The organism is Carnobacterium maltaromaticum DSM 20342 (assembly GCF_000744945.1).
Classification (GTDB): domain Bacteria; phylum Bacillota; class Bacilli; order Lactobacillales; family Carnobacteriaceae; genus Carnobacterium; species Carnobacterium maltaromaticum.
In genome coordinates, this window is record NZ_JQMX01000001.1 from 3149791 (window position 1) to 3169213 (window position 19423).

Sequence of the window (19423 nt, forward strand, 5' to 3'; positions counted from 1 at the left end):
AGTTAACTGAAAGGCATTGTGTGTAAGAGGGGGATTTTATGAAAATAGAATTAAAGATTGTGGAAGTAACAAATCCTGATTTTGAAGAATTAGTGACTGAATTAAATGCTTTTTTTGATCAACAATGGGGAGACATTGCAGCAAACTATCAAGAGCATCATAATTTAGCTAAAATGAAGCAAGCGATTGTGGCATATGTTGACGGAAAACCAGTTGGATGCGGCTGTTGGAAATTATTAACAGAAGATTCTTTAACTGGTGAAATTAAACGGATGTATGTCAAAGAAGAATCTCGTGGTTTAGGCATAGCGGCTAATTTATTACAAAAATTGGAAGAATCAATTGCGGATGAAGGATATCATGAAGCTGTTTTAGAGACAGGCGCAGATATGCTAGGTACGATTAAATTTTATGAAAAACAAGGGTACCGTTTAATTCCTAATTATGGCGAATTTGTCAATGATGAAGTGTGTGTCTGCATGAAAAAAGAGTTTAGCCGTTAGTATTTAGCTGTTTGCTAGATTAATCGTGGTAGATGATGTACACTAAGTAGGGCAATCCTCATGTCGTAGAAATAAATAGATTGAGGCAACAATTAAATAGCAATTTTATAATCGTTTATCTTGCTGAAAAAAGTTGATAAAGGATTATTTTTTGTTAGAAAAAATAGAAAAAGTCGTAAAGAAAGGAGTAGATAAACAAGTGAAGGTAAATAAAAAATTGAAATTAATTTTGTCACTATTTTTTGTTTTGTTACTTACAAGTTCCTGTACATTACCAGGGCTTGGCAATGGAAAAAGCAGTGAGGGAGTGATTCGCGTCACAGGTGGAGTAACTTCAGAATCGCAAATTTTAGCCAGTCTAGTTGGTGGAATGATCGAACATGATTTAAATCAACCTGTTGAGATTATTAATAACCTTGCTTCCGCAAACATTAATCACCAAGCTTTATTAGGAGGCGATGCCGATATAGCTGCTGCTCGATATAGTGGTACAGATCTGACAACATTATTGCAACTCCCTGCTGAAAAAGATCCTAAAAAAGCTTATGATATCGTCAAAAAAGAGTTCGCAAAACGCTACAACCATGTGTATTTTCCCTCTTACGGTTTTGCAAATACGTTTGCTTTCATGGTGACCAAGGAAACTGCTGAAAAATACAAGTTGAAAACCATTAGTGATCTAGCTGCTGTTGCCAATAAACTTGAAGCTGGTGTCGATACAACTTGGGCCAAAAGAGAAGGCGATGGGTATCCAGACTTTGTTAAAGCCTATGGATTTGATTTCAAACGAGTTTATCCAATGCAGATTGGACTTGTATATGATGCCTTAGCTGCTGGGAAAATGGATGTAGTTCTAGGTTATTCAACAGATGGTCGGATTGGAAGTTACAATTTGCAAATCTTAGAAGATGATCGTCAATTTTTCCCACCCTATGATGCGAGCTTAGTTGCAACCAAAGAAATACTAGAAAAATATCCAAAATTAACACCCGTATTAGAACGATTAGATGGCAAAATTACTACTGAAACGATGCAGAAATTAAATTATCAAGTCGATAACAATTTGTTAGAACCAAGCATTGTAGCAAAAAAATATTTAGAAGAGCAAAATTATTTTGAAGAGTAATAAAAAAAGCAAGCCCCACAACTATTAGTTAATTGTGGGGCTTGCTTTTTTAGAATTAAACGATAATCATTAACGAGTGCTGGCTAGAAAAGCTAACCCAAATAGAACCCAATCATTTAAAAGATGAACAATAAACGAAACCCAAATATTTTTTGTTTTGATATAAGAGAAAGTTAAAATTAAGCGAGCTGTTCCAATAGTCAATACAGTTTGAAGAATGTTCCAATTATAAGTTGGAAAATGTAAAGATGCAAATATTAGAGAGGTTAATAACCAAGCTAAAAGTAGACTAGATTTTCGACTAAGATTAAATTGTTGAACACCTAACTTTAAGATAATTAAAAATGGCAGGATTGTCAGTAATTCTTCACCGAAGAGCATCGGGATTGTTTTCAAGAAAAAAGGTACAGCATGAGAGAAATTCCCATCAAATTGTGTAGATGCTGGATTAGCATCACCAGTTCCCGTTATAGTTGTCACAAGTAGGCCAATCATAAAAGTAATGACGATATTTGCAACTAGTGTTCCAATGATAACTAAACCATCATTTGGAACTAGTTTTCGGAAAATTTTCGTCCATTGATTTTTAGTAACAAAAATGAATGCACCTAGCGGAAAAATAACATTTAAAAATGGTGCAATAAAAGGGATGTTAGTTGTTGTAAAAAGCATGAAACCAATTAATGATGACAGAATAATAATCAACATACCTTTAAAATTTAGCGGAGATGAAGCATCTTGGTAAAAGGGGAAATCATCGTTTCCTCGTTCCAAAAAGTTTTTTTTTCGTTGTCATAATTAACATCCTTCCAATAAAAAAATCTATTTAAAAAAAGTATACAATAAAATAAAGAAATAAGGTAGAAATACGAATTAAATAACTAAATTATTGTCTTTTTTCATTTGTTAGTATAGTATAAAAAGATAAAAATAGTTCAGAAAGTCTGATATTTAAGACCAATATTAAAGCTAGATTGGTTTCAGAAAACAGTTTATCATCATAGATAGGAAGTGAAGGGATGTCATCATATGGGGAAACAATTCGTAAGATTCGTTTAGATAAAGGGATTAGTCAGAAAGCACTTTATACTGGAATTTTATCTAAATCATATGCAATTGAATTTGAAAAAGGGAAGCATGAAATTTCTTTAAAACGGATTGAACAGATTTTAGACCAATTAATCGTCCCATTAGATGAATTTTTATTTATTTATCGAGGGTACTCTTTGTCCGAAAAGGAATGGTTTAGTGCACGATATGCAGAGTATGGCAACTCCAATAATCTAACTGGTCTATACTCTTTACTTAAAGAATACGAACATCGAAAAGATTCGTTAAGTGAGATACGATCCGCAGAAATTCGCTCTCGTATTAGGCAATTAAATGAATTCAACCAAGAGAGACATTATAAAAAAAGTGCGATTTTAGCTGAAGATCAGTTGATAATTCAGCAGTATTTATCAAATTTAGAATCATGGACACTGCATGAAATTCAGCTCTTTGCTAATACCCTAGATTTTATTGACTATCAACAAAAAGCCGCCTATTTTAAAGCGTTAACTCCATCATTTGAGAAATACCGGAACTATGATCGTGGAAAACAGATTTTATGCGGATTCTTAACAAACGTCATTTATGAACTAATCCAAGACAATGAACTTTTATTAGCTGAACATTTAGTAAACGAACTTCATTCCCTTAGTACACAACTTACTGAAATTTTCTTTAAGATAGTAGCTAAATTTTATCAAGGATTAATTTTTATCGGACAATTAAATAAGGAAAAAGGCCAAGCTATGACTCAAGAAGCTATTGGAATTCTCTTAGCGCTGGATCAAAATCATCAAGCCAAATTATTTGAAGTAATCGCAACGGATTTTAGTGAAAAAATAAAAGCAGCTCACGAATGTTAGTGAGTGCTTTTATTCTATTTTTAATTAAAAAAGAAGACGCTAGCAGACATGATTAAGATGCAAACAGCCTTATAACTTTCATTAATCAAAATAAGTTTAATCGATTTCTTTTCAAAAACATAATTCTTTAAAGAAGATAAAATAGCAATACCCGTAATTAAAAGTCCACTGGTCATAATTGGCAGATTTGTTTGTCTAATTAAATAGGTTACTAAGAAAGCAACTAGAATTTCCATAACTAAAGTAGAAACCATTGAAATTCCAGCTCCGCCTTGCTCCTTAATTTTTTCCTCGGTCATACCAGATTCAATTATCCAGCTTTTTCCAAAAAAGACAGTGTACCAAAGTGCTCCAATAAAAAAGGCAAGAATACTGGCACCAAGTGTTAGTAGTAAATTCATTACATTTTTCTCCTTTATTTTTTTTGAGTAAAAAAATTAGCGACCCGTGCTGATAGTATATGTTATTTTTATGAAAAAAGCTCACTTAAACAGCTAAATTTGAAAAGAAAATAAAATGTACAACTATTATTTCATTTTATTTAATTGTCTATATAATTAAATGATATATATTTGTATTATGTTGATTATTCTTGTTAATGCTGTTTTTTCAATGATTAAAAGTCTTGTTTGGTCATTTTATTTGGTAATTATTTGAATAAATTAGATTTAGTTTTTGAGGTAATTAGTATATAATAAAAGAAAGGTAAAATTAGGAGGGAAATAATAAATGAAAAAAATAGTTATCATAGGGTCTAACCACGCTGGCCTGGCAGCAATCAATGTTATTGTGAATTCGGGCATAGAAGCGGAGTTAGTCGTTTTTGATAAAAACTCAAATTTAAGTTATTTAGGTTGTGGAACGTCATTATTTGTTGGAAAACAAGTAGAATCCATTAATAATCTATTCTATACCTCAAAGGATGCGTATGAAACTAAAAGTTCAAAAATTCACATAAATACTGAAATAAATAAAATAGATTTTATAGAGAAAGTCGTTTACGCTGAAAATCAAGAAAAGGTTGAAATTAAAACTGAATACGATGAATTAATTTTAGCAACTGGGGCGAACCCGATTGAATTAAATCTTGAAGGTAGAGACTTGAAAAATATTCACACTGTAAAAATATTTCAAGATTGCCAAGTTGTAGATCAACTTTTAGAAGACGAAGCCATTCAAAATATTGTGGTTATTGGGGCTGGAGCAATTGGAATTGAGATGGCAGAAGCTGTTAAGCGCAGAGGGAAAAGCGTTGATTTAATTGAGAAAAAAGCGACTTGTATGAGCAATTATTTTGATCCCTGGTTTAGTGAAGACATGGATGCTTGCTTAATGGATAATGACATTCATTTACACTATTCGGAAGAGGTTTTAGCATTTCAAGGGGAAGAGTTTGTTGAACAAGTTGTCACGAATAAAGCTGTTTATCAAGCCGATTTAGTTTTAATTGCGATAGGATTTCAACCAAATACTGGATTAGGAAAGAATAAAATTCGACTATCTGAACAGGGTGCATTTAAAGTCAATTTGAAACAGGAAACCAATCTACCAGGCGTGTATGCAATTGGGGATTGCGCGACCATTTATAGCAATGCACTAGAAAAAGATACTTACATTCCACGAGCAACAAATGCGGTTCGAAGTGGAATGATCGCCGGTTCAACTATTTCAGGTATTGATTTGGAATCAACAGGTACTCAAGGAACAACTGGGATTTCGATTTTTGGTTATAATATGGTTGCGACTGGTTTAAATTTAAGCGAAGCAAAAAAAGCGCGGTTTGACGTTTTATATACGGAATTTGAAGACTTACAGAAACCTATTTTTATGGAGGAAAACCATTCCGTTAAAGTCCGGATTGTTTATGACAAAAACACAAGACGTATTTTAGGAGCTCAATTGGCTTCGTATCACGATATTTCCATGGGGATTCATTTCTTTTCCTTAGCAATTGAAGAAAAAGTGACGATTGATAAATTGAAACTCACCGATATATTCTTTTTACCGCACTTCAACCAACCGTATAACTATATTACGATGGCAGCTTTGGGAGCGAAATAACTGAAATTGATAAAGAAATAAAATCAAAAAATAACTGCCATTGAACTGAATATAAAAATATATAGGAAAAGAATTTAATAGACTACGTTTAAGAATTATGAATAAGAAATAGCATGTAATCCACCTTTATAAGAGGATTACTTTTTATGAATAGAATCTGAATCTTATTGGCTTAATTTAACAACGGTTGAATTAAGCTATTTATTTTTCCTTATTATTAAACACCAATTTAGGGTATAATAGGAAGAAGAAAATACAGTACTTGGAGGATTTATGAAGAAAGATATTTATGTAGTTGGTGCAGTTATACTAGAAAATGGAAAAATACTTTGTGCTCAAAGAGGAATGACTAAATCACTTGGTAATATGTGGGAGTTTCCAGGCGGGAAAATTGAAGAAGGTGAAACTCCACAAGGGGCATTAAGGCGAGAAATTGAAGAGGAAATGCTTTGTACAGTTGAAATTGGTGACTTGATAGAAGAAACTGTTTATGAGTATGATTTTGGAGTTGTCCACTTAACTACATTTTATTGTAAGTTGTTAAAAGGACGACCAACTTTAACTGAACATATTGCTATCGAGTGGCTAAAGCCTAATGAGTTAGAAAAGTTAGAATGGGCACCTGCTGATATTCCAGCAGTAAATAAAATTATGAAGGACTTTTAAGGAGAAAAATAATGGATAATTTTATTGGACAGTTAAAAGAATCACTCCACAAAGGTTTTATAGATAGTAGTGCTACTATGTTAGAAACATACAAACCTGAATTACTTATAAATAATAGAGAAAAAAATGAAACGGTTTTAGCAACATTGTTAGATGAATTAGAAAACTGTAACACATTTATATTTTCTGTGGCTTTTATTACAGAAAGTGGATTAGCATCTTTAAAGGCCCATTTATTAAATCTTAAAAGTAAAGGTATATCAGGACGCATTTTAACCTCTTATTATTTAAGTTTCAATAATCCTAGAGTATTTAAAGAACTGATGAAACTTGATAATGTCGAAGTACGGCTGACAGATTCTCCAGGATTCCACGCAAAAGGCTATCTTTTTGATAATGGAGAGTACTCTTCAGTTATCATAGGAAGTTCAAATTTGACCATGAATGCACTAAAAGTAAATTACGAATGGAATATAAAGTTAACTTCTCATGAAAATGGAGAGATTGTAAAAAGTTTGAATCAACAAATAAGTACATTATGGGAAGAGTCTATTGAGCTAACAGAAGAGTGGATAAGCAAGTATGAATTAATGTATACACCAATTGTAAATACTAAAAAAGTTGACCAATTAAATTATCAACCAAAGAAAATAACTTATAAAGAATTAGCTGAATTGGAAGAAGAAGAGTGTAGTGAATATTCGATTTCAGATAAAGAATACTTTATAAAACCAAATAAAATGCAAAAAAAAGCTTTAAAATCAATAGAAGAGGTTCGGAATAATGGTGAAAATAAAGCCTTAGTTATTTCAGCAACTGGTACTGGAAAAACTTATTTGTCGGCTTTTGATGTTCGTGATTTTAAGCCAAAGCGCATGCTTTTTATAGTTCATAGAGAGCAAATTTTAAGAAAAGCCAAGTCAGACTTTCAGAAAATTATTGGTGGATCGGAAGAAGATTTCGGGATATTGTCTGGGAACTCTAAAAATACCAGTGCAAAGTATTTATTTGCAACAATTCATACTATTTCAAAAGATTCTACATTAAAAGAATTTTCTGCGGAAACATTTGATTATATATTGATTGATGAAGTGCATAAAGCTGGTGCTAACTCTTATTTGAAAGTTTTAGACTATTTTACACCAAATTTTTTATTGGGTATGACCGCAACGCCAGAAAGAACAGATAATTTTAATATTTATGATCTGTTTAACTATAATATTGCTTATGAGATTAGATTACAAGAAGCATTAGAAGAGGATATGCTGTGCCCTTTTCATTATTTTGGAGTAACAGATTATGTTTACGAAGGGAAAAAGGATGATGATACTAGTGTATTGTCTAAAATTGCACCGGAAGAACATGTAAATCACATTATTGAAAAAATAGCTTATTATGGTTTCTCCGGAGATAAAGTTCGCGGACTAATTTTTTGTAGTAGGACAAGTGAAGCTGTAGAGCTTTCTAGTTTGTTGAATGAGCGTGGTTTTAGGACAACATCATTAATTGGGGCTGACTTGCCAGAACATAGGGAAGAAAAAATTACAGAATTAGAGAGTGGTCAATTAGACTATATTATTACTGTAGATATTTTTAACGAAGGCATTGACATACCAAGCGTTAATCAAGTTATAATGTTGCGACAAACTAAATCTAGTATTATATTTATTCAACAGCTTGGTCGGGGATTACGTAAAGATGAAAGTAAAGAATTTGTAACAATTATAGATTTTATTGGAAATTATAAAACTAACTACTTAATTCCAATTGCTTTATCTGGTGATAATTCATTTAATAAAGATAATATTAGACGTGATATGCTTGATATGAACTACATTAAAGGAATTTCAACAATCAACTTTGAAACAGTTGCTAAAAAACGCATATTTGATTCTATTAGTGATAGTAATTTAACTAATTTAAAAAAATTGAAGGATTCTTATGAAGCTTTAAAAAATAGAATTGGTAGAGTTCCATATTTAATTGATTATATAAAGAATTTTTCCGTTGATCCATTAGTATTAATAAATAGCAGTCATACTAATTATCATTTATTTCTAAGTAAATTAAAAGAAAATCCGTCAACTCTTACAGAATATGAGAATCAAGTTTTAACAATGCTTTCAATAGAAATATTAAATGGAAAAAGAGTGCATGAACTCATATTATTAAATAAGTTGGAGCAAAATAAGAAAATTTCTATGCTCGAATATAAAGAATTACTAGATAATAAAGAGTATATCTCTGATGAAGCAACAATTCAGTCAGCAGTTAATATTTTGAATCTTTCATTTTTTAAAGATGGAACAAAATCTAAGTATGGCAGCCAACCGCTAATTAGGTTAACTGATGGAAATACATTAGTATTTACAGATCAAGTGGAAAAATCACTTGAAAATAATAACTATTTTAGAAATCTTTTCAAAGATATATTATCGGTAGGTTTTAAGAAAAATGAAGATTATGTAGCTAATAGTCCTCTGACATTGTATAAAAAATATACTCGAAAAGATGTATGTAGATTATTAAATTGGGAGAAAGATGAACAGTCAACAATGTATGGCTATCTCGTTAAACATGATACTTGCCCTATTTTTATTACCTATCATAAATCAGATGAGGTTGAATCAAGCATTAATTATGGGGATGAATTTTTAAATCCGGATGTATTAAGGTGGTTTACTAAAAGTAGAAGAACATTAGAGTCAAAAGATGTTAAAAAAATTATTAATGCAGAAAAAAATAGAGTTAAAATTCATATTTTTGTGAAAAAAGATAATGATGAAGGAACTGACTTCTATTATTTAGGTGAAGCTAAAGTTAATAATGACTCGGTTGAAGAAGGTCAAATGAAGGGAAAAGAAGGCGAATTATTAAGCGTAGTCCATATGGATATGGTTATGGAAAATACGTTAGATGCCAAAATATATAGTTATTTAAAGACAGAATAAGAATTAAGAGAAAGCCTTTCAAAGTATTTAGTTTGAGAGGCTTTCTTTTTTACGTCCTCAAAATGTCTTCTATGATACCTAAATCATTTCCATATTAAATGACAGTAGTTTGTTCAATAACAAAATTATAGTTAGTTTATTCTTAGTTAATTTCTATTTTTATTTTAGTCAGCCTAATCCCAAACCAAAAAAGTACCTCGCAAAATCAGCGAGGCACTTATTTCCCCAAAGGGTCTAATTTTTATAAATATCGTCCAGTAATTTAAAATCTTTTTTTATCATCAATTTCAAGATTTCAGCGGTTTCGTCTGTCACATCGCCATCTTTAATATACGCGTAACTTTCTTCATAGATAACTTCCTCTAAAATATGTTGGAAAGTCTTTTCCAACGAAGAGTTTTTATTGGCTTCATCAATACCAAGTAAGTAATCTGCAGAAACGTTAAAGATTGTAGCCATTTTCTTAATCATCTCTAAGGACGGTTGATTGACATCTTTTTCATAAGCACTAATTGCATTCTGCTTTAAAAATAATAAATCTGCCAACTGTGCTTGAGTTAAGCCTTTCTTTTGGCGTAACATCTTAATTTTTTCTCCAAGAGTCATGGTTTGGTCACTCCTTCAATTTATCCTATTACAGGGTAACCTCAGAATAGGGCTACCTTAAGTCTATCTAATACTATTCAAATAAATAATAGCATTAACTGCGATTGTTTATTGTATAAAATAGGGAAATATGATATATTATCTTTAGTATCATTTAAAACGATTAATTGTTTAGTTAAATCATTTAAACTGATGATATCGGGTTAAAGGACAGTTTTGGCTGGAAACATAGACAAGTGAAGGATTAGTATCGGCGGATTACTAAAGCTTGCTTTGTTTTTACTAGATAGTTCAAGCGCTATTGGCTTTGCTAGGGCTAATTGGTAGCGCTTGAATTTGTTTATGATGGAGGTAATTTAGTTTGGAAAGGAGTCACTAAAAGTCAGTGTTGAAAGGTGGAAAATAAGATGAGAGATGAGCGAACCTTAAATTTAACAGAACAAGCATTAAAGATCATTTTACACGCAGGTGATGGCAAACTATTAACCACAGAAGCATTAAAACATCTAGAAAATGGTGAAAGTATGCAGGCCGAAAAAAAGTTGGATCAAGCCCAGGAAAGTTTGAGAATTGCTAGAGGGACTCAGATGGATGTCATTCAAATGGAAACTAACGGTCAAAAAGTACCTCATCTACATTTATTTGCCCATGCCCAAGATATTCTAATGACGGCAACTAGTGAATGGACTATGGCAACCCACATAGCTGTTCTAGTTAATAAAGAGGATACATAGGATATGGGATTAAATTTGAGAATTCAAGAGGTTATTAATCTTTTGAAGCTTTTTTTGTTGGCTTTTAAAGAGAAGAGTTGAATTCGTTAGTTGTAAATAAATAGTAAGGTTCGTAGCAATCGGTTGTTAATCAAATGAATTTCTCTAGTTTTGATCAATATTATTATATTTAATTTGATTTTATGGAATATTGACATATTTTTAAAACGTATGTTACTCTTATTAAGGGTAAAGGGAATTATTTCGTGAAAATTAGGCGATCAGGAAGAAAATGAACGTAATTGTTATAAAGAATCAGGCTATTCATTCATATGCCCTTTTATGCTAGTAACATAGAAATAAAACCAAAAATATACTTATTAAGAGGAATGTGAAATTGAATCTTTCCGGCTAGATAGCTTTGTGAAAGTACCAAAGAAGGAGAGGATAACGTGAGCAAAAAGAAAAAAATTGGGTTTAGTAGTTTTGTACTTATTTGTATAGGATTGTTCGTTCTAGCAGTACAATTTTCAGCGAATCAAAGGCTTAAAGCGCTTGAAACCAACGAGGATAAAAATCCCTTAATTGAGTTAGTGATGGATTCAGAAGAGTTGCTAAAAGATAATGAGTTTAATTTGACTGTTTTGGTTAGTCCAGATGTAACTAAAGACATTGTATTGCCCATACCTGAAGATCTTACTTTTATGACGGAACAAATGGAAAGCGAAGATTACCAAGTGACTTATGACTCTACTAGTCGGTTAATGACGATTGAACTTAGTCCTATTGAAGAGGTAGAATCAGAAAATAATTCTGCTACAGAAGCTCTTGTGCAAAATAAAGCTGAAAGGAAACCATTAGTGATTCCCTTAGCATTTAAGGTTGAAAATACCGGGGAATATACATTAGAAGCGAAAACCATTTACCAAGAAAATTCTTTATCCTCTAACCAAGTAACTTTTTCTGTAACAGAGACCCAAGAAAAGTTAGAGTTGGAAACCGATGAGGAATTAGAAGAACCAATTATAGACGCACCAACAGTTGATGAGAATGCACCGACACTTTTAAGAAGTCCAAAGTCAGCTGTTGCAAACGTTGGGACATGGGATGAATTTGGTGCAGCAATTAATGATCCTAGTGTTAATGAAATCAACTTAACTGCTAATATTTATCAGCAATCCTGGAACTTGACTAAGTTGAATATTTTAACTCGTAGCCTAACAATTAACGGGAATAATTTTAGGCTTGACTTGGAATCTAAAGGAATTCAGTTAGGCATTGTTCCTGTAGAGACGCAATTAACTGTAGATAATGTTAAGATTAATAAAACTGTAAGTGCGCATATTCCAATTTTTAATGCAGTTACTGGAGCATCAGGTTCAGGTACTAATTGGGTCATTAATATCTCAAATGTACTGACAGATGAGGAAAATGAATCGGGGCTTATTGGAGCAGTTAATGCAACTGTTATTTTAAGAGAAACAAATAACTTGCATTTAAGGGCAGCAACATCCCAATTAAATGTTCAAAAGCTTATTTTTGAAGAAAATTCAATTTTCAAAAGTCGTTCAAGATTGGCTAATGGAATCCAGCCTACTACTTTAAGTGCCATTGCAATTACAAATGGCACAATTTTAGTCAAAAAAAATGCTAAAGTCTCGATTATCAACGATGGAAAGTCTAAAGAGAAGGCTGGGAAGCCAGTTCAGTCAAGCTCAAGTGCTATTGCTGGTAGTATTTCAAATTTTACAATGGAACCTGATTCAGAAGTTTTAACGGAAGCTAATATTTATAGCTATCGCACAACAATTAAAAATACGTTCACTATGACTGGTGGAGCTAAATTTGAAGCAATCGGAACTGCTAATTCAATATTTGTCTCAGCTGAAAATGTTGGCAAGGGAGCCGGAGTTCCAGCTACGATTAATATTAGTGGAGCCAGAACGAGTTTTATACTATCATCACATAGAATAGGCTCTTCGGAGGATGGGGCAGTGATACGTATACAAGGTGATGGAAGTGTTTTTAATGTCACAGATGATGCAGAAGTAAATGTTACTAAAAGAATAAGTTACTCTAAATTAAAAGGAAGTGCTCCAGTAGTCAGGATGGATGGAAAGGATAATCATATCAATATAAATACTGGTGGAAAATTTATTCTACATAATACTGGGAGTGATGGACCAAATGATGGACTTGGTAGTTCTGGAAATCAAGGATTGCTTTTTACTGGTGGAAATGGAGCGGTCTTTAATTTAAAAGATGCTGGTAGCAGTGCTGAGATACGAGCTAACTATGGTCCAGCACTAGTTTCAACTGGGAGTTCTAAAATTATAGCTGGAGAAGGGACTATTTTTAAAATGCGCGGTAGGACAAAGAGTAAAGCTGGTGCTCTTTTTAATACCGCTACATCTGAAATTACTGTTGATCGTCCATTGTTTTTTGACTTTAGAAATGATCAATATGACGGTGCAAAAGGAACTATTTTTAATGCAACGGCTGGATCAACGTTCACCTCAATTCAATCGGACTTAAGTGTTTGGCCACATGAGACTAATTTAAATGCAAGTCCAGCTAAAAACTGGTCATTATTTGATTACAAATTAAGTGGAGCTAATTTTACTAAAATTGATTCAACCAACGTACCGAATGAATTTAATACAGGTGCCAATTCTTTTGGTTCAACAGGTGCATCAGCTTATAGTCGAATGACTGGAGGTAAGGTGCGTGCGGTTGTAGATGAGCTTCGTGCTCCAACAAATGCGGATAAATCCATTTTTGGTCATGTGACAATTCCGCTAGATGGTGAAAATGGTCGGGATGCTTTTACCGATGAAGCTTTTGTTGTGGTGAAGTTAACGAAAGTCAACGGCAAATCACAAGAGCTAACAGGTCGGACGATTGGGAAAAATAATAATAATCTAGGATTAAGTGTTTATGGCGAAGCTAGTCGGGGTGGAATGTTCAAAATTCCAGTCCCGAATGATGTCTTTTTAGAGACAGGTGATAAAATTGAAGTAGTCAGGGCTTGGCGTGGTGGAGCTGATTCAAACTCAAATAGAGTTCATCATAGTTTACCAGAGGATTTAGTCGCACCAAATCGAACAACTTTTGATATTACACCACCTAATCCAGCGGTTATTACTAATAGTAGAGTAGTAGACAACGCGACGAAACAAATTAGCGGAAAAGCCAATGAACCTGGTAGTGAAGTGGAAATTAGCGTAAATGGTGTCGACTTAGCAACAACTACAACGGTTCAACCAAATGGAACTTTTGTTTTTAACTTGCCTCATTACCTTGAAAAAGACGATCTGGTTCAAGTGAAGCTACGTGACCATGCGGGATTAGCTAGTACCGTTGGTGTGGATCACCCACCTAGTACAAATAACGCTGTTGGTAATGGTAATCCAACAACAAATTTAACTTTCCATGATCAGGTTTTTATGGGCGCTCCAAGCGTAATAGTAAAGGATGTTTTACCAGATACAAACAAGGCAGTAAAATCAGTGGTGGTTGACAATAGTAAAAATGCCACACAAATTGGTTCAATCTTAACTTATACTATTGATGTAGAAAATAATAAACCTGCAGCCATTGCAACAAATTGGAAAGCTGTTACAATTGAAGATCAGCTTGATAAAGCCTTAGATCCAGATTTAAACTCATTTGCTTTAAATGGTATCCTCATTCCAGAAACTAAGGTTGAATTTAATGAAGAAACCAGACTATTGAAGGTTAAAGTCGGAGATTTAGGCTCAAACAAGAAAGTAAAATTAACATTTAATACTCGAGTAAATAAAACGGGGATTAATCGTACTATTTTCAATAAAGCAACTATCATAGGAAATTCACCAAGAGAAGTCGAGCCTTTTAAAGTTGGTCCAGAAAATCCAACAGCAGCCAAACAGAAAATTCAAACTATCTCAAATAAAATTGCCAATCCAGGTGGCCCGGTTTTTGGCGTTCTAGAATTAGTTTCAACACCGACGACTATTTCTTTTGGAGAGGATTTGAAAATCGCTCCAACGAAGCAACGCTATCCAGTTACGGAAATGAGCGGTGGGTTAACAGTTCAAGATTCACGAGCGGTTAAGGCCAGTTGGAGTATTACAGCTAGAATGACAAGCATATTAGAAAGTGCGGAAGGCAAAAAATTACCTAATGCAATGCACTATACTTACAATGGCATAGATCAAATTTTAGGAACAGATTCAATAGTAGTTTATCAGCATACAAGTACAAATGAGGACCCTTTATCAATTTCAGATAGTTGGAATGTGCAAGAAGGATTGAATTTACAAATCCCAGCTGGAAGAGTCTATCCAGGACGTTATCGAGGAACCATTGAATGGACTTTACAAGATACTCCAGAAACTAAGTAAGGAGCCAAGGCAGTCTTAGTTGATGTGGAAAGTGTTAACTGGTGCTGAGAATGACTACGATTTATTTGCAAATGAACTAATTGCTTCATTAAAGAAGAAAATAGTCAGATTATCATCTAAATAAAAGGTTTTCCTAGGTATGCAATTCCATACCATTTAGGAAAACCTTTTTTATTCGCAGTAAAAACTGAGGATACAGAAGAGGATTTAATCCAATGATTGTGATAATTAAGTAATTTTTAAAATAAAAAAATAGGCGCCAATTCTTTGTGTTATAAGGAATAAAGGGGTTTCTATTTTTTTTTTGTGCTTCAGAATAAAAAAAAAAAAAATAAATCGAAAAATTTCGCGTGATAATATTTAGGTACAGTACGAGAGAAAGGAGATGAAAATGTGAAGAAAAAGAAAGGGATTTGGTTAACTAGTTTTGCACTAATTTGTATTGGGATGTTTGTGTTTGCTTTGCAACTATCAGGGATTTCAACAAATCAAAAATTGAAAGCCTTAGAAAGCAACAGTAAAAACAGCTTAATTGAATTAGCTACTGATTCAGAAAATTTAGAAGTCGGCAGTGAATTTAACTTGAATGTTTTTGTTAGTCCAAATGTGACTAAAGCAATTGAGTTACCATTGCCTGCTGGCCTTACATTCAATCCAGAACAGATTGAGAGTCCAGATTATCAAATCAGCTATGACTCAGCTAGTAGCATAATTACCATTCAGCCGACTCTAATTGAAGCAAAATTAGCAGAAAGTGATTCAGCTATAGAACCTGAAGTAACCGATGAAACGGAACAATTAACAATTCCGATCGCGCTACAGGTGGAAAAAGCTGGAGAGTTTTTATTAGAAGCTAAAACAGTTTATCAAGAAGATCCATTATCTTCTAATCAATTGAGCTTTGACGTAGCAGAAACGTCCGAAAAACCAGTTGTAGAAACGAGTGCTGAACTAGAAAAACCAATTGCAGCAGCTTCTGAAGCAGATGTAGTTGAACCAGTTCTTCCAAAAATGAGTGCAAGAGCAGCAGGCACTGATGTCGGAACTTGGGCAGAGTTTATCGCAGCTATCGCAGATACTAGTGTTAGTGAGATTAACTTAACCAGTGATATTACTCGGACAGCAACTACTGCGGCGAATAATCCAGGAACATTAACCCGAAGCTTAACCATTCACGGAAATAATTTCACAATTAATTTTGGAAGTGGTGGAACAACAAGCAACGGAATTCTATTAGGAATTGCTCCGGTAGGGACGCAATTAACTTTAGATAATGTTCAGCTTGTTAAAACCCAGACGCCAACAACACCGATTTTTAATGCGGTTACTGGGGCAACAGGTTTAGGTACCAATTGGGTTATTAATGTTTCTAACACAACGACAACTGATGCCAATGCATCGGGGCTTGTTGGAGCAGTTAATGCAACGGTTAATCTACAAGGAACCAATAATTTAAGCTTAAACGCATCAGCATCACATTTTAACGTTCGAAATATTGTTTTTGAAGAAAATTCAATTTTTACAAGTCGCTCAAGAGCAACAAACTCATCAAGTGCCATTGGAATTACAAATGGAACAGTTTTAGTTAAGGAAAATGCGAAAGTAAAAATTGACAACGTTGGAACATCAGGTGATACTGCTGGAAATGCAGCACAGTCAATTTCAAGCTCAAGTGCGATTGCGGGTAGTATTTCAGACTTTACAATGGAACCCAATTCTGAAGTTTTAACGACAGCCAATGTTTATGGCTATCGTACAACAATCCAAAATAATTTCACTATGACTGGTGGAGCTAAATTTGAAGCCATCGGAAATACGTCTTCAACTGTTGTTTTAGCCCAAGATTTCGGTGATGGAGTCGGAGTTCCAGCTACGATTAATATTAGTGGAGCCGGAACCAGTTTTAAGGTATCGACAAATAGTACCCAAAGAGCCAATTATGGTGCAGCGATGCGTGTGCAAGGCGATGGAAGTATTTTTAATATTTCAGACGGTGCAGAATTTAGTGGTCATGCTAAAAACGGTTCAGCTTTACAAATTCAATCCCAAGGTTCGCAATTTAATGTTAAAAATAAAGCTAAATTGAATCTAACTCAAGATGGTGATAATGGTTATTCATTAGGAGCAACCTTACGTTTTAGAATTCGTGGCATTCAAACCTTCAATGTAACAGGAGAAGCTGAAGTTAACATCACAAAATTTAGCGGAAGAACTCCAGCTGTACGGATGTATGGAGACGACAACGTCATCAATGTAAATACTGGTGGACACGTTAATGTCCGCAACTATGGAGATGGTACGCGAAATGATGGTGGTGGAGATAACGGAAACCAAGGTTTACTTTATACTAACGGAAATCGTGCGGTCTTTAATTTAGAAGATGCTGGCAGTAGCGTAGATGTACGTGCTGATTTTGGTCCGGCTTTACGCTCAACAGGTAGCTCAGAAATTACTTCTGGTGAAGGCACTATTTTTAAAATGCGCGGCAATACTAGTAGTCAAACTGGTGGTATTTTTAATACTGCTGTAACGACAATTACCGTAGATCGTCCATTATTCTTTGATTTTAGAAATGATCGACCAGCTGGTGGATACGTCTTTAATGTAAATAATGGATCAACCTTTAAATCGATTCAATCTGATTTAAGTGTTTGGGCTCGTGGAGATAATTTAGATGGAGATCCTGTTAAAAACTGGTCACTATTTGATTATCAACTAAGTGGAGCCAATTTCGTTCGTATTGATTCAACTAACGTACCAGCAGAGTTTAATACTGGTGCTGATTCGTACGGTACAACAGGTGCATCTGCCTATGCTCGTATGAGTGGGAATAATGCGCGTGCCGTTGTTGATGAACTTCGTGTTCCAACGAATGCGGATAAATCAATCTTTGGCCATGTAACGATTCCAGTTGGTGGAGAAGATGGTCGTGACGCTTGGACAGATGAAGCTTATGTTGTCGTTAAATTAACAAAAGCAGATGGAAGTTCGCAAGAATTAACCGGAAGTACAGTTGGTAAAAACAACAATAGTCCAGGTTTAAGTGTCTATGGAGAAGAATCTCGTGCCGGAATGTTCAAAATTCCAGTACCGAATAATGTTTTCCTAGAGACTGGCGATAAGCTAGAAGTCGTCAAAGCTTGGCGTGGTAGCGCAGATCCTAACTCGAATCGAGTTCATGTCAGTTTACCAGAAGATTTGATTGCACCAAATCGAACAACCTTTAAGATTACACCACCAACTCCAGCTGTGATTACCAATAGTCGAGTGGTAGATAATGCCACAAAACAAATTATGGGAACCTCAGATGAACCTGGTAGTGAAGTTGAAATCTCTGTCAACGGTGTAGCATTAAACGCAACAGCAATCGTAGCAGCTGATGGAACCTTTACTTTCAACTTGCCTCATTACCTTGAAAAAGGAGATGTTGTTCAAGTTAAGTTACGTGATCATGCAGGTTCAGCGAGCGCAGCGGGTGTAGATAATCCGCCTAGTACCAATAATGAAGTGGGAAATATCAATCCAACGACTGATTTACCTTTCCACGACACTATTTTCTTGGCAGCACCTAGTGTGACGGTGGCAGATATTTTACCAGATACCAATACTGCCGTTAAATCGGTCGTTGTTGACAATGATAAAAACGTTACACAAGTTGGTTCCATCTTAACGTATACAATTGATGTCGCAAATAATAAAGCTGCAGCAATTTCAACAAATTGGGCAGCTGTTACGATTGAAGATCAGCTTGATGAAGGATTAGATCCAGATTTAAATTCATTTACTTTAAATGGCACGTCGATTCCAGCAAGTGACATTCAATTTGATGAAGCAACACGACGATTGAAAGTGAAAGTTGGAAATTTAACGACACAAGAAGATGCTCGACTTACTTTTGATGCACGAGTAAACTCTGCTGGGATTGACCGAACTATTTTAAATAAAGCTACAGCGATTGGAAATTCACCAAGAGAAGTAGAACCATTTGAACTAGGACCAGAAAATCCAACAGCTGAAAAACAAACGTATCAAGCAGTTTCAAATGAAATTCCTAATCCAGGCGGAAACGTCTTTGGAGTATTAGAACTAGTCTCAGCTCCAACTGATATTTCTTTTGGAGAAAATTTGAAGGTATCAGCAAAAAATGAAATTTATCCAGTTGCGGATATGAGTGGTGGACTAACCGTTCAAGACTCACGGGCAGTGAAATCAAGTTGGACAGTTACAGCTAGAATGTCTGCTGTATTAGAAAGTCCATCTGGAAAAACATTACCAAATGCGGTTTATTACACTTATAAAGGAACGGATAATGTTTTAGGAACAGATTCAATTCTAGTTTATCAGCACACAAGTACAAACGAAGACCCCTTAACAATTTCAGATAGTTGGAATACACAAGAAGGGCTAAGTTTACGAACTCAAGTTGGTAAAGTTTATCCAGAAAATTATCAAGGACAAATCGAATGGGCTTTACAAGACACACCAGAAAACGAGTAGGA

12 protein-coding genes are annotated in these 19423 nt (G+C 34.2%); 9 read left to right on the forward strand and 3 right to left on the reverse strand.

Annotated elements, in window-relative coordinates; genetic code table 11:
* Positions 1–38: 38 nt before the first annotated feature.
* Together BR77_RS14695 and BR77_RS14700 are read left to right on the forward strand one after the other, a co-directional pair.
* On the forward strand, positions 39–503 hold the full coding sequence (locus BR77_RS14695; protein ID WP_015077272.1) for a GNAT family N-acetyltransferase: 465 nt from the start codon (positions 39–41) through the stop codon (positions 501–503).
* Between the two features lie 199 nt (positions 504–702).
* On the forward strand, positions 703–1629 hold the full coding sequence (locus BR77_RS14700) for an osmoprotectant ABC transporter substrate-binding protein (protein ID WP_035066253.1): 927 nt from the start codon (positions 703–705) through the stop codon (positions 1627–1629).
* 69 nt (positions 1630–1698) lie between these two features.
* Here the strand turns inward: BR77_RS14700 and BR77_RS14705 are convergent, their stop codons facing one another.
* A complete protein-coding gene (locus tag BR77_RS14705; RefSeq protein WP_051926739.1) occupies positions 1699–2403 on the reverse strand; it encodes a CPBP family intramembrane glutamic endopeptidase in 705 nt (234 codons plus the stop codon).
* Positions 2404–2648: 245 nt separating this feature from the next.
* On the opposite strand from BR77_RS14705, the gene BR77_RS14710 reads away from it, so the two are divergent.
* Positions 2649–3542: an Rgg/GadR/MutR family transcriptional regulator gene (locus tag BR77_RS14710; protein ID WP_015077269.1), complete on the forward strand. Its 894-nt coding sequence runs from the start codon at positions 2649–2651 to the stop codon at positions 3540–3542.
* Positions 3543–3562: 20 nt separating this feature from the next.
* Here the strand turns inward: BR77_RS14710 and BR77_RS14715 are convergent, their stop codons facing one another.
* Entirely contained in the window at positions 3563–3943 is a 381-nt protein-coding gene (locus BR77_RS14715; protein ID WP_015077268.1) for a DUF1761 domain-containing protein, read from the reverse strand.
* 328 nt (positions 3944–4271) lie between these two features.
* On the opposite strand from BR77_RS14715, the gene nox reads away from it, so the two are divergent.
* The 3 genes from nox to BR77_RS14730 all read left to right on the forward strand — a co-directional run bounded on the left by nox (position 4272) and on the right by BR77_RS14730 (position 9220).
* On the forward strand, positions 4272–5603 hold the full coding sequence (gene nox / locus BR77_RS14720) for a H2O-forming NADH oxidase (RefSeq protein WP_015077266.1): 1332 nt from the start codon (positions 4272–4274) through the stop codon (positions 5601–5603).
* Positions 5604–5876: 273 nt separating this feature from the next.
* Entirely contained in the window at positions 5877–6269 is a 393-nt protein-coding gene (locus BR77_RS14725) for a (deoxy)nucleoside triphosphate pyrophosphohydrolase (protein ID WP_015077265.1), read from the forward strand.
* Between the two features lie 11 nt (positions 6270–6280).
* Positions 6281–9220, forward strand: coding sequence for a DEAD/DEAH box helicase (locus BR77_RS14730; protein ID WP_035065457.1), 2940 nt, complete (start codon positions 6281–6283; stop codon positions 9218–9220).
* 234 nt (positions 9221–9454) lie between these two features.
* Here the strand turns inward: BR77_RS14730 and BR77_RS14735 are convergent, their stop codons facing one another.
* Entirely contained in the window at positions 9455–9826 is a 372-nt protein-coding gene (locus tag BR77_RS14735; protein ID WP_015077262.1) for a helix-turn-helix domain-containing protein, read from the reverse strand.
* A 407-nt stretch (positions 9827–10233) separates the two neighbouring features.
* On the opposite strand from BR77_RS14735, the gene BR77_RS14740 reads away from it, so the two are divergent.
* The 3 genes from BR77_RS14740 to BR77_RS14750 all read left to right on the forward strand — a co-directional run bounded on the left by BR77_RS14740 (position 10234) and on the right by BR77_RS14750 (position 19421).
* A complete protein-coding gene (locus BR77_RS14740; RefSeq protein WP_015077261.1) occupies positions 10234–10560 on the forward strand; it encodes a PTS sugar transporter subunit IIA in 327 nt (108 codons plus the stop codon).
* Positions 10561–10991: 431 nt separating this feature from the next.
* On the forward strand, positions 10992–14924 hold the full coding sequence (locus tag BR77_RS14745; protein WP_035065460.1) for a pectate lyase-like adhesive domain-containing protein: 3933 nt from the start codon (positions 10992–10994) through the stop codon (positions 14922–14924).
* Positions 14925–15317: 393 nt separating this feature from the next.
* A complete protein-coding gene (locus BR77_RS14750) occupies positions 15318–19421 on the forward strand; it encodes a pectate lyase-like adhesive domain-containing protein (RefSeq protein WP_015077259.1) in 4104 nt (1367 codons plus the stop codon).
* Positions 19422–19423 lie beyond the last annotated feature (2 nt).